Below are 12,464 nucleotides of genomic sequence, written 5' to 3'. Positions count from 1 at the left end.
GACGCGAGCTCGGTGTCCTGGATCGCGTTGACGAGCGTGATCGAGGTCGCGACCAGGAGGTAGGCCGCGAGCGCGCCCCGACGAGCGCCTTTCGCCCGGCCCACGGCGTGCCGAGCTCGCGGTCCGCGAGGAGCCGGGCGAGCGGGAACGACGCGAAGAAGAGCCCCTGCATCATCACGAACCCTGCCGCCCACGCATCCCGGTTCAGGATGACATACGCGAGGTAGGCCGTCGGGATCAGCGTGAAGAGGAGGTGCGCGTCGTTCCTCCTCTTCCACCACACCCACCACGAGAGCGCCACCGCCGGGAGGAGGCCGGTGCTCAGGAGCTTGAACCCGACGCCCCGCCAGCTGGAGAACCCCTGCTGGATCCCGGCGGCGTAGACGAGGTTCCTCGCGCTCGAGAGGCCGTCGAGGGCGTTGAGGAGGACGAAGGGGGGCCATCCGAGGACCGTCACGGCCGCGGGGCTGCCGCCGGACGAGAAGGTAGATGACGAACCCGAGGGCGAAAACGGCTGCAGAGAACTTGAAGAGAAACGCGATACCGACGAGGAGGCCCGGGACGAACGCGTCGCGCCGCGACACGAAGCGCCAGATGCCGAGGGCGAAGAAGAGGAGGGTCGCGAGGTCGTCCTGCTCGCCGACCGCCACGTTGAGGTTGGTCCCGGGGTAGAAAGCGAAGAGGACCGAGGCGAGGACGACCGTTTCCGCACCGAAGAGCGTCCGGCCGACGCGCGCGTGCACGACGAGGAGCCCCGCGAAGAGCGCGAGATTGACGAGCTTCAGCCCCCAGAGCCCCGCCAGGTGGTAGACGCCGTACCAGAGGACGGGCCCCACGAACGTCTTGCTCGTGATCCGGTAGCCTTCGACGCCTCCGAGCACGTCCTTCCCGAGGTTCACGGCGCCGATCACGTCCGGGTAGAGTCGGCCGTAGAAGGCGACGATCAGCGCGAGCTTGAACAGGATCGCCGTGGCGAAGAGCGCGAGGAGGGAGCGAGAGGTGCGGTTCACGGCCGGGCCTGGGCCCTCGCCGCCAGGAGGCGGCGGATCTCGCCGGGTCCGCGGGCGGCGCCGACCGCGATGAGGACCGTGAGGAACACGACCGGGAAGAGGTAGTACCGGTCCCAGTCCACCGGTGTCATCAGGGCCGGCCCCGCGGTGAAGAGCCCGACCGCGAGCAGGACGACCGCGGCGGCCGGTCCGCTCCCGTCCTTCGTCCACCGCCGGGTTCCCCGGGCCAGGAAGAGGAGGCCGAGGCCCGCGAGGAGAGCGTTGAGGGTCGCGACCCGCGTGACCGTGTACTGCTTCAGCGTGCGGCCCGCGACGACGAGGATGCGGCGGCCCGGCGTCGAGAGCCCCCACCGCGGGTCACTCTGCTGCTCGGCCAGCTGTTTCGCCCGCAGCCTCAGCATCGCTGTCAGGTGCGCCGATGGACGGTGGTGCAGCGACGGGTTGACGGCGACGAACGTCGCTGCGCACGAGCCCAGAACGAGCACCGAGGCTCCCGCGGCGAAAGCCGGTCGACGCCACCCGCGTCCGAGACCACGTCCGCCGAAAGCGAGGAGGCAGGCCAGGACCGCCCCGGCGCCGGCGACGGCCAGCCCGTTCAGCTTCGACCCTCCGGCCAGACCGGAGGCGACCCCCATCGTCGCGAGCCAGCCGAGGGCGCGGATCGCGCCCTCGCCGGAAGTGCCCTCGGGGGCCTCGTCGCGCGTCCGCAGCGCCCTCGTGCCGGCCCACATCGCCAGGCAGGTGAAGAAGAGAAGGGCGGGATCTCCCATCGCGCGGCGCAGGTGGACGAGGAAGTAGCCGGACGCCGAGAAGAGGAAGACGAACACGAGGCCCGCGATCCTCCCGGCGCCCTGCCGAACGAGCCCGTACAGGACGAGACCGCTCACGACGCTCAGGGCGGCCGTGGAGCGGCGGGCCGCCTCCAGCAGGCCGGCAGACGGCACGTTTCCGAGGAGAGCGTTCTCGTCGGGACCGAGCTTGGACTCCCATGGGCGGTTCAGGTCGGAGGCGGCGTAGCCGTGCAGGCGTCTGCCGATCGCGATCAGGTAGCGCGCCACGGGAGGCTGGTCCAGGGAGAAGTAGTGAGGCCCCCACGTGATCCGGGAGCTCCAGCCGCCGGGCGGTCCCTTCTGGGCGTGATCCGGGAGCGCCGGCTCCGGTCCGCGGACGCTCTCGCGGAACCACTGCGGCGGGATGAAGCCCTCGTCGACCGCCGCCTCGAAATAGAGGCTGCAGCAGATCCAGAGGCTTTCGTCCATGTGGAAGGGCACCCTGTCGAGGCCGCGGGAGAAGGAGAGCACCAGGACCGCACCAGCGACGACCCACTCGGCGAGGCGAGCCAGATGCGGCCGGATCGATCTCATCGTACGAGAGGCCCGCCCCCTCGGATCGCGACCCGCTCTGCACGGGTCCCTGCAGCGTTCGCCAAAGGTCGCGAGGTTAGCAGGTCGTCCCCGAGGCGAGGGGCTCACGCTGCCGGGCGTCCTCGCCGCGCACGGGCCAGGAATCGTCGGGAGGCCCGCTCTCCATGTGAGCGCGGGGGAGGACGGCGCCCTCCCCCCCCGCGGGGCGCTCAGCGCTCCTTGCGAAGCGAGGAGAGGTTCCTCGGGAGGCCGAGACGGGCAAGGTCGTCCTGGTCGCCCCGGATGCTCACGCACTGACCCCTGTAGTTCGCGTCGGAGCAGAGCTGCCAGGTCCCGCGGATGCGAATCGACATCGCCCTGTCGTTGAATCCGCGGTCGCGCAGGTTCGACGCCTCTCCCGTCACCGTGACCGAGCGGCCGCGGAACCCGGACTGCTCGTAGAGGATCGCCTCGTCGCGCGGGCCTCCGCCCGAGCCGCCCCAGCCGCCGCCGGACCGCACGAGCTGGATCGAGTTGATCTGGTCGTTGATGCCGAACTCCCGGAGGTCCTGGACGTCCTCGCCGATCTCGATGCAGCCGTCGAAGCTCGACGTCCGGCAGAGCCGCCAGCGCCCCCCGGACACCTTGACGGAGGAGATCTGGTTTCCCATCCCCATCGACCCGAGGTTGCGGACGTCCTTGTCGAAGCTCCATGAGCGTCCCGAGTAGTCCTTGTCGCGGTAGACGGTGATGGAGACGCGGCCGCCACCGGAGCCGCTGCCGCCCGGCCCGAGCTCCTGGATCGAGCTGACCTGGTCGTTGAAACCGATGTCGCGCAGGTTGGAGACGTCGCCCGAGATCTCCAGGCACCCGCCGAAGTTCGGGGAACGGCAGATGCGCCAGCGGCCGCCGAAGATCCGGACGGACGAGATCCGGTTGCTCAGGCCCATCCGCGAGAGGTCCCGGATGTCGTCCGAGAAGACCCACGAGCGGCCCCGGTAGCCCTTGTCGGTGTAGACGGCGATGCCGATGCGGTCCCACTCCGTCTCGCCGCCCCAGCCGCCCCAGGTCCCGCCGCCCCCCGCGCGGACGGGCCGGAGACTCGAGATGCGGTCCTGGAAAGGCGTCCCCTGGAGGTTGCTGCGGGACCCCGAGAAGGTCTCGCAGCGCCCGCGGAAGTCCGTCTCGGTGCACATGAGCCACGCCCCCGAGCCGATCGAGAAGCTCGAAATGCTGTTCGAGATCCTCCAGTCGCCGAGGTCGTTCACGCCGTGTCGCAGGTCGATGCACGGCGGACGCATGTTGGCGTTCTCGCAGACCCGGATGTCCGCCGCGGAAGACACGCGAGACGGGGCGAGGAAGACACCGCCGAGGAGGGCGGCGCCGGCGACGAGATTCAGAGCGCGCTTCATGTACGGAGGCTATTCGCGCACAGGACCGCGATCAAGGGGTCCGGCCCGGGTTCGGCGGGAGAACGCACGTCCGTACAGGTCGGTGCTGCAGGCAAGGGGCCCCACGTCGCGGCCGCGGAACCGGCGCGGAGAGATCTACAATCCCACCCTTCGGCCGGCCCGGCCAGTGCGAGGTAAAGACACATGTCACAGACGACCGTACGACGATCAGCGGGGCTTTCGTCCGTCCAGGGACCCGCCCTCCTCAACGCGGTCGTCGCGATCGCCTTCGCGGCCGCCCTCGCGGGGCCGGCCGCGGCTCAGAGGCTCACCGAGGTCGTCTTCGACCATGCGGGTCCGGACACGCACGAGTACGTCGAGGTCCACGCGAGCCCCGGCGCGTCCCTCTCGGGCTACACGCTCGTCGGGCTGGACGGAAGCGCCGGCGGCGACCCGGGGAAGATCCTCCACGTCTTCACGCCGACGACCGCCAACGACGCAGGGTTCTGGACGACGGGATACCTGACGTCGACGCTCGATGGGCCGGCGTTCACGATCCTCCTCGTCTCGGGCTTCACGGGCGCGATCGGGCAGGACCTCGACGCCGGGAACGACGGCGCGCTCGACGTGGTCCCGTGGACGTCCGTTCTCGACGGCGTCGCCTTCTCCGACGGCGGAGCGGGGGCGCTGACCTACGCCTCCCCCGTCCTCGGTCCCGGGTTCGACGGGAACGCGACGGCGCCGGGCGGCGCGTCCCGCTTCCCGTACTGGCGGGACACGGACTCGGTGACGGACTGGAAGCGGAACGACTTCGACGGAGACGGGCTGCCTACGTTTCCCGGTTCCCTCGCGCCGGGCGAAGCCCGGAACACCCCGGGCTCGGTGACGCGCGTGAACGTCGCGGACTACTGGGCCGCGGTCGACGCGAGCAACCCGTCAGACCTCCGGACGACGGTCCACGCCGCGATCGAGAACCACGTCATGTTCCCGTACTCTGCCGGCGCAGACGGCCCCACCGATACCTGGGACATCCTGAACCGGGCGGAGCAGGACCCGGTCGACGCGGGGATGATCCTCGACAAGTACAGGAACGCCTGGTACGTGAAGACCCCGGGCGGCGACGGGGTCTACAACCAGCGAGCACTCGTGGCCGAAGTCGTACGGCTTCCCCGAGGACGGGGACGATCCCCTACTCGGACTGCCACCACCTGTTTGCGACGAACAAGATCTACAACGGCAACCGCGGCAACGACCGTTCGGGACCTGCAACACCGGTTGCGCCGAGAACCCGACCCACCTGAACCACGGATCGGGGGGAGCGGAACGTATCCGGGCAATTGGAACTGGTCGTCTCCGTCGACCCGGACGTACGAGGTCTGGAACCATCGACGCGGCGACCTCGCCCGGGCGCAGTTCTACATGGACGTCCGGTACGAGGGGGGGAGCCACGCGGTCAATGGGAAGAGCGAGCCGGACCTCGTCCTCACGGACAACCTGTCCCTCGTCTCCGACCTCGGGCGGAACCGCCTACATGGGCCGCCTTTCCGTCCTCCTCCAGTGGCATCTCGACGATCCCGTCGACGACGACGAGCGGGCGCGAAACGACGTCATCGAGGCTTTCCAGGGGAACCGGAACCCGTTCGTCGACCACCCGGAGTGGGTGGAGTGCGTCTTCTCGGCGACCTGCGGCGGCAACCCGGCGCTCCTCTTCTCGGGCCTGAAGTCGGCCACCGACCCGAGCCTCTGCGCCGTCTCTGGCGTCGACCTCGCGTGGAACGTGCCGTCGGCGTGGAACGACGGCTGCACGTCCGGCTGCGACCGCGGGTTCCGCATCCTTCGGGACGGCGTGGCGATCTCCACGGGCGGCTGCGCCGGGCCCTTCTCCGCCTCCGCGACCTCGTGCGCGGACGCGACCGGCGTCACCGGCATGTCCTACGCCTACGCCGTCGAGGCCTTCAACCACGAGGGCGAGACGAGCACCGGCAACGGACCGATTTCCGCGGCCGACCGGACCGACGACGATCTTCCGCCGGCCTTCGCGAGCGGCCCGTCGGCATCGTCGGCCGCGCCGTCGTCGTTCACGGTGACCTGGACGACGGACGAGCCGTCGGACAGCCGCCTCGAGTACGGCGCCACCGCCTCCTACGGCTCGACGGCCCACGACGCGACCCTCGTCACGACACACTCGCTCACGGTGACGGGCCTCTCGGCGACGACGGAATACCACTTCCGCGCCGGCTCGACGGACCCCTGCGGGAACGGGCCGACCTGGTCTGCCGACGGCACGGTGACGACGGCGGCCGTCAGCACGGCGCTCGACGTCGGCGGCTACACGCTGACCCAGGCGAACTCGACCCAGACCTACACGCTGCCGGCAGGGACCACCGTACCCGCGGGCGGCTATGTCGTGATCGCGCGCAACGCGGACAAGGCGGCCTTTGAAACTGCCTGGAGCGTCACTCTCGGACCGGACGTCGTCTTCCTGAACTCGGGCGAGCAGGCGCCCATGATCAACGGTGGCGAGACCTACACGCTGACGAACGCCATGGGCGCCGTCGTCGACGGCCCGACGATCGCGCTGTCGTCGACGTTCCCGAGCGTCCGACGCAACGACCCTTGCCTGCCCGCGGGCTCGGCGGGGAGCTGGACGGCCGGAGCCGTCTCGTCGGCCACGCCCGGCTCGGGCGCCGGGGCGGGCTGCGGGACCGGTCTCGTCATCAACGAGTTCAGCGATGCGAGCGCCTTCGCCAACGAGTTCGTAGAGCTCCACTGGGACTCTCCCGCTGCGGCGCCCGCCGCCACGACCGAGGCGGCGACCGACGTCACCACGACGGGCGCGACGTTGAACGGAACGGCGAACCCGAACGGCGCGGCGACGATCGTCTCGTTCGAGTGGGGGCCGACGCCGTCGTACGGCCAGACGACGGCGGGCCAGGCCGTCGGCGCCGGGACGACGGCGCAGGCGATCTCTGCCGTGCTGACGGACATCGCCCCCTGCACGACGATCCACTACCGCGCGAGGGCGACGAGCGCGGGCGGCACGACGACCGGCGACGACGCGAGCTTCCGGACCGCCTGCACGGGCGGCCGCTTCCACGCGCTCACGCCGTGCCGCGTCCTCGACACCCGGTTCGACGCTCCGATTGCCGTCGGCGCGCCGCGCGTGGTGTCGTTCCACGGGATCTGCGGGATACCGGCCTCGGCGCGAGCCCTCGCGTCGAACTTCACCGTGACGGAGTCGTCCTCCGCCGGCTGGGTGTCCGCCTACCCGGCCGACGTCGCGTCGACGGAGACGAGCGTCGTCGCCTTCGGGGCCGGGCGAACGCGAGCCTCGAACACGATCCTCAAGCTCTCCGGGGACGGCACGGGTCGCGCCCGGCTGGAAGCGACCGTACCGGGCGCCGGGACGGTCCACGTCATCGTCGACGTAGCCGGGTACTTCGACTGACGCGGGGGAGGCGGCGGCCGGGGGGGCGCAGGGCGTTCGTGCGTCCTCCCGGGCCTTTCAGGCCCGAAGCCCACGCATTTCTCCCGCCTCCGGCAACCTTTGGCGGGCTGCCGCGTAGAAATCGGGGCGCCTCTGCCAGAACGTCTGATCTCCCAGGGGGCCTTCTTGAGCGATATTCGTCAATTCGGTGAACAGGTCGAGGGGTACTCGGTTCCCGTTCTCAACGAACGCGAGATCCGCGCAGCGGCGGGAATCCTCTTTCTCGCCACGTTCCTCGCGCTCCTGTTCATCCTCTTTCGCGGGAACTTCCTCCCCATCAAGTTCGTCATCCCGTTCTTCCTCGCGGACTTCCTGGTGCGCGTGGGCGTCAGCCCCCGCTTCTCGCCCACCCTGATCCTCGGGCGCCTGATCGTCGGGAACCAGAGCCCGGAGTACGTGGCCGCCGAACCCAAGCGCCTCGCCTGGATCATCGGGGTCGCCCTGTCGGCGACGATGTTCGTGCTGATGGTGCTGATGAACACCTACGGGCCCATCTCCGGGATCATCTGTCTCGTCTGCCTCGTCTTCCTCTTCTTCGAGGCCGCCTTCGGGATCTGCCTCGGCTGCAAGTTCTATCGCCTGGTGTACCGCAAGACTCCAGAGCTGTGCCCCGGCGAGGTGTGCGAGGTGAAGGCGCGGCAACCGATCCAGAGAACCTCACTCGCCCAGGTGATCATCCTCCTCGCCTCGATCGCGCTGATGGTGGCAGCGACCGTCACCCTGACGGAGACCCTCTCCATTCGACCCCGTCCCCTGTTCGGGGCGGAAGCGACGACTCCGGGACCGTAGCGTCCCGGGACGGAGGCAGAACGATGGGCAAGAGGGACCCGCGCGTCGACGCGTACATCGCGAAATCCGCAGAGTTCGCGAAGCCGATCCTCCAGCATCTCCGGGAGGTCGTCCACGGGGCCTGCCCGGAGGCGGAAGAGACGGTGAAATGGGGGATGCCCCACTTCCTCCACGAGGGAATCCTCTGCCACATGGCGGCCTTCAAGGCCCACTGCGCGTTCGGCTTCTACAAGTCGGCGCTTCTCTTCGACGACACGCCGAAGCAGAAGGAGGCGATGGGGGACATGGGGCGGATTACCTCTGTTGCCGACCTGCCGCCGAAGAAGGAGCTGGTCCGGCTCGTCCGGGCGGCGCGCAGGCTCAACGAGGAGAGGATCGCGGCGCCGCGCACGAAGACCGGGCCGAAGCCTCCCGTCGAGCTGCCCGGGGACTTCGCGGCCGCGCTCGTGGCGAACGCGAAAGCGCGCGCGACGTTCGCGGCGTTACCGCCGAGCCACCGGCGCGAGTACGCCGAGTGGATCACCGGGGCGAAGCAGGACGCGACACGGCAGCGCCGCCTCGCGCAGGCGATCGCGTGGCTGGAAGAGGGGAAGTCGCGGAACTGGAAGTACGAACGCTGCTAGCAGGCGCGGTGCACGCATCGGTGAGCGCGACCTCCGCGAACCGGCGTCGAAGCATCGAATCTCAACGCGGCGGCACCGGACGGGGGTGCTCGTCCGGCGATACGCCCGAACGTCGGTTCGCCTCTCTCCGGGTCTCTGCTCGAACCGTCTGGACGGCGTATGGGCCCGCGAATCGGCTGAGGACCGCCTGGAAGGTGCCGTTTGACTGAAGCCCGGCGGGGGCGGGGGCTGCCACCGTCCACCAGGTCGCCTGACCGCGCCCCCGAAAATCAAGACCTGACCCCAAGCGGTCGGCCGGTGACGAGCTCGAATCCGTGGAGGTAGCCGGCGCCGGCGGCCTCGACGCGCACGTCGACGAGCCCCGCGCCGGAGAGGAGCCCGGCCACCTCGGCCCCGTCGCAGGGATCCACCACCGCGCCCCGCGTCATACCGACGACCGCGACGGCGAGCCGCTCCTGCAGCCTGTCGAGGGACCTCTTCCACCGCGGCCCGCCGCCGCTCGTGAGGACGACGAGACGGCCTGCAGACCGGAGGCGGGAGGCGGCCTGGGCCACGAGCGCGGCCCGCTCCGCCCGCGGGACGAGGTAGAGGACGTCCACGATCACGGCCTGGTCGAACGCCCTCTCCGTGACGCGCTCGATGCCGCCGGTGCGGAACGTCCGGCGCGGGGATTCCCCCACCCAGGCCCGGGCCCTCTCCACCTTCCGCTCGTCCGGGTCCACGCCGAGGTAGGTCCCGGCATAGCCGAGCCGGTCGAGAAGGTGTGCGAGGAGCCCCGGCCCGCACCCGACGTCGAGGAGCGCCGAGCCCTCGAGCGCGAGGGCGCCCACGACGCGAGCCCAGGGTGCGCTCGAGAGGCGTGCCGCCAGGTGCGCCCGCGCCAGGGCCGGGAGGGCACTCGATGCGCGGACGACCTCGAGGACTCCCGGTACGGCGACTTCAGACCCGGCGTTCATCCCGCGTAGAGTAATCTCGAGCGGCGCGGAGCGAGGCAATCCAGGATGAGAGAGTCGGGCTTTCCCTGGCCGTGGAGCGGGCCTCAGAACCGCAAGCTCGCCCTTCTCGTCGTGGCGTGGATCGCCGCCCTCAACCTGTGGGCTCTCTTTTCGATCCAGGCCCTTCCGCTGGCCCGCCCGTCGGACTGGGACGACGACGTCACCCGCCGCGCCCCGCTCTTCGCCCGGTACGACTCCGGCTGGTACAGCACGATCGCCGAACGGGGCTACCAGGCGCCGCCCGCCCCGGGAAAGCAGTCGGAGCACGCCTTCTTCCCCCTCTACCCGATGACGGCTCGCGTCCTCCACGTCGCGACGGGCCTCGACGGGTTCCGGGCCGGCCTCCTCGTCTCGTACGCCGCGCTCCTGTTCGCGATCCCGCTCCTCGTGGAGGAAGCGAGGGAGCGTTTCGGCGAGGCGCGGGCCCGCGCCGCCCTTCCGTTCCTCTTCGTCTACCCGGTCGCGTTCTTCCTGGCGTCCGTCTACACCGAGTCGCTGTTCCTGCTCCTCGCGCTGCTCGCCTTCCGCGCGGTCCGGCGGGGGAACCTCCCTCTCGCGATCGCCCTCGGGCTCCTCCTCGGGTTGACGAGGGCGCCGGCGGCGGCCGTCGGCCCCGCGCTGGCCGTTTCCTTCTGGCTCGGCCGCCGGGAGGGCGAAAGCCGCCTCGCCGGGGCGGTCCTCCTCTTCTTCGCTCCCCTCGCGGGCGTCCTGGGCTGGATCTTCGGTCTCGGCTACGCGAAGGGCGAACCGGGCGTCTTCTTCCGGTCGATGGCGGCGTGGCGCCACGCGGCCGGCGACCCCCTCGCCGGCGCCGCGGCGTTCTGGAACGAGCTCACCGGGATGCTGACGAGCGGCTGGTTCCTGCAGAATCCCGGCGCGATCGCCCCGTATTTCCACTTCGTCCTCTACGCGGTCCTCGGTGCCGCCTTGCTCCACAGCCGCAGCTTCTCCGATGCCGCCTGGATCGCCTGCGCCCTCGCGCTCCCCGTCCTGACCGGGACGGCCACCGGAACGCCCCGCTACACGCTGACCATCTACCCGGGCCACTTCGCGGCCGCGGCCCTCTGCGAGGGGCGCCCGTGGCTGAAGTGGCCCTGGCTGGGGGCCTCGCTCTTCGGCCTCCTCGCCGAGTCCGCCCTTTTCGTCAACTGGCACTTCATCTCCTGACGATGCGAGCCCCCCGTTCCGTCTCCCTCGTCGTCCCGATGCGAAACGAGGAGCGCAGCCTGCCCCACCTCCTCGACGTCGCGCTCGACGCCCTGCCGCGCCACGCCGAGGACTGGGAGATCGTCCTCGTGGACGACGCGTCGGAGGACGAGACCGTCGCGGTGGCCGAGGCCCGGGCCGCAGCCGAGAACCGAATCCGCCTCGTGAGGCACGCCGCGAACCGCGGGCTGGGAGGGGCGCTGAAGTCGGGCTTCGCTTCGGCGACGAAGGAGTGGGTCCTCTACAGCGACTGCGACCTCCCGTGGGACCTCGAGGAAACGGGCCGTGTCTTTCGCGCCGCAGAGCTGACCGGAGCCGACGTCGTCTCCGGCTACCGGCACGACCGCACAGGGGAGGGAGTGCTCCGGACGATCTACTCCTTCCTCTACAACGGCCTCGTCCACCTCGCGTTCGGCTTCCCGATCCGCGACGTCAACTTCTCCTGCAAGCTGGTGCGCCGGCGCTTCCTCGGGGGGCTGCCGCTCGCGAGCGAGGGCTCGTTCGTCGACGCCGAGCTCCTCGTGAGGCTCCGCAACCGCGGGGCCGTCATCCAGCAGGTCGGGCTCGACTACTTCCCGAGAACGCGCGGCGTCTCCACGCTCTCCTCTCCCCGAACGATCCTGAGGATACTGCGCGACTTTGCAAGGCTCACTCCGACGCTGCGCGCCGAGAGGCGGCGCCTTCCCCGGTGACGCGGCTCGTCCTGACCGCGGACGACGCGGGCCTCGCCGGCCCCCTGTCGCGCCGCATCGCCGCCCTCCTCGCCTCGGGCCGGCTCACGGCGACGAGCCTCCTCCCGTGTGCCCCGGCCTTCGGCCTCGCGATCGCAGCGCTCCGCGACGCGGGCGTCGCCGAGGCCGGCGTCCACCTCTGCGCCGTCGGCGGCGAGACGCCGCTCTCCCCGGCGTCGGCCGTCCCGACGATGGCTCCCGGCGGCCGGTTCCCGCGCGCCTGGCCCGCGGTCGCCGCGCGCGCCGCCACGTTCCGCCTTCGCCGCGCGGAGGTCGAGAGGGAGTGGGAGGCGCAGGTCGTCGCCGTCCGCGAGGCGGGACTGCGGGTGACGCACCTCGACTCGCACCAGCACGTCCACCTCCTCCCGGCTCTCCTGCCCGTCGCCCTCTCCCTCGCGCGTCGCTTCGACGTGCCGTTCGTCAGGGCGCCGCGCGGCGACGACCCGGCGTCCGTCGGGACTCCCGCGGGGGCGGCGGCCCGGGCGAGGGCACGGCTCCTCTCCCTGTTCGGGGCGGCGGCTCGCCGCCGCGTCGCTTCCGCCGGCCTCCCGGAGCCCCCGCGCGTCCTCGGCCTCGCCGAGGCCGGGGCGATGACGCTCCCTCGCTGGTCGGCCCTCCTCGAGAGGCTTCCCGGCGATGGGACGTTCGAGGTCGTCCTCCACCCGGGCGCGGAAGACCCCGAGGCCGCCTCCCGCTACCCGTGGGGGTACGAGTGGGAGGCCGAATCCCGGGCGCTCGAGAGCGAGGAGCTCGCCGCGCTCTTCGCGGAACGCGGCGTCGAGACCGTCCCCTTCTCCCTCCTCGCGAAGGGCTGAGTCTCGCCGACCCCGACGCGTCCGCTCGCCAGATTAGAAAATCAAGACCTGACCCCGGTGTCTCGGCCGGGCCG

General features: G+C 70.9%; 11 protein-coding genes. 6 read left to right on the top strand and 5 right to left on the bottom strand.

Annotation, left to right across the window (positions count from 1 at the left end; all coding sequences use genetic code 11):
• The 4 genes from IPN03_18125 to IPN03_18110 form a co-directional block, all read right to left on the bottom strand.
• On the bottom strand, positions 1-1,010 hold a 1,010-nt coding region (locus tag IPN03_18125; protein MBK9375581.1), incomplete at its 3' end, for a glycosyltransferase family 39 protein.
• Positions 1,007-2,374 carry a phospholipid carrier-dependent glycosyltransferase gene (locus tag IPN03_18120; GenBank protein ID MBK9375580.1) on the bottom strand — a complete coding sequence of 456 codons (1,368 nt, stop codon included), beginning with the start codon at positions 2,372-2,374 and terminating at the stop codon, positions 1,007-1,009. The genes IPN03_18120 and IPN03_18125, both read right to left, overlap by 4 nt.
• A gap of 209 nt (positions 2,375-2,583) precedes the next feature.
• Positions 2,584-3,765: a hypothetical protein gene (locus tag IPN03_18115; protein MBK9375579.1), complete on the bottom strand. Its 1,182-nt coding sequence runs from the start codon at positions 3,763-3,765 to the stop codon at positions 2,584-2,586.
• Positions 3,766-4,157: 392 nt separating this feature from the next.
• Positions 4,158-4,298 (bottom strand): hypothetical protein, encoded by a 141-nt coding sequence (locus IPN03_18110; GenBank protein MBK9375578.1) that lies wholly within the window; start codon positions 4,296-4,298, stop codon positions 4,158-4,160.
• 977 nt (positions 4,299-5,275) lie between these two features.
• Between IPN03_18110 and IPN03_18105 the strand changes: the two genes are divergently transcribed.
• The 3 genes from IPN03_18105 (at position 5,276) to IPN03_18095 (ending at position 8,643) form a co-directional block, all read left to right on the top strand.
• Entirely contained in the window at positions 5,276-7,192 is a 1,917-nt protein-coding gene (locus IPN03_18105; protein ID MBK9375577.1) for an endonuclease, read from the top strand.
• Between the two features lie 165 nt (positions 7,193-7,357).
• Positions 7,358-8,020, top strand: a complete 663-nt coding sequence (locus IPN03_18100) for a DUF4395 domain-containing protein (protein ID MBK9375576.1) — start codon at positions 7,358-7,360, stop codon at positions 8,018-8,020.
• 23 nt (positions 8,021-8,043) lie between these two features.
• Positions 8,044-8,643, top strand: coding sequence for a YdeI/OmpD-associated family protein (locus IPN03_18095; GenBank protein MBK9375575.1), 600 nt, complete (start codon positions 8,044-8,046; stop codon positions 8,641-8,643).
• Positions 8,644-8,912: 269 nt separating this feature from the next.
• On the opposite strand, the gene IPN03_18090 is transcribed toward IPN03_18095, so the two are convergent.
• Entirely contained in the window at positions 8,913-9,599 is a 687-nt protein-coding gene (locus tag IPN03_18090) for a class I SAM-dependent methyltransferase (GenBank protein ID MBK9375574.1), read from the bottom strand.
• A 45-nt stretch (positions 9,600-9,644) separates the two neighbouring features.
• On the opposite strand from IPN03_18090, the gene IPN03_18085 reads away from it, so the two are divergent.
• Genes IPN03_18085 through IPN03_18075 form a run of 3 tightly spaced genes read left to right on the top strand, consistent with a single transcriptional unit; the run spans position 9,645 to position 12,390 of the window.
• Entirely contained in the window at positions 9,645-10,805 is a 1,161-nt protein-coding gene (locus tag IPN03_18085) for a hypothetical protein (protein MBK9375573.1), read from the top strand.
• A gap of 2 nt (positions 10,806-10,807) precedes the next feature.
• The gene (locus IPN03_18080) at positions 10,808-11,536 is read left to right on the top strand and encodes a glycosyltransferase family 2 protein (GenBank protein MBK9375572.1); all 729 of its coding nucleotides are present in this window, start codon (positions 10,808-10,810) and stop codon (positions 11,534-11,536) included.
• Positions 11,533-12,390 carry a ChbG/HpnK family deacetylase gene (locus IPN03_18075; GenBank protein MBK9375571.1) on the top strand — a complete coding sequence of 286 codons (858 nt, stop codon included), beginning with the start codon at positions 11,533-11,535 and terminating at the stop codon, positions 12,388-12,390. Before IPN03_18080 ends, IPN03_18075 begins: the two co-directional genes overlap by 4 nt.
• The last annotated feature ends 74 nt before the right edge of the window (positions 12,391-12,464 follow it).

It is taken from the genome of Holophagales bacterium, from assembly GCA_016719485.1.
GTDB lineage: Bacteria > Acidobacteriota > Thermoanaerobaculia > UBA5066 > UBA5066 > UBA5066.
This window is presented reverse-complemented; position numbering and strand designations above follow the sequence as displayed.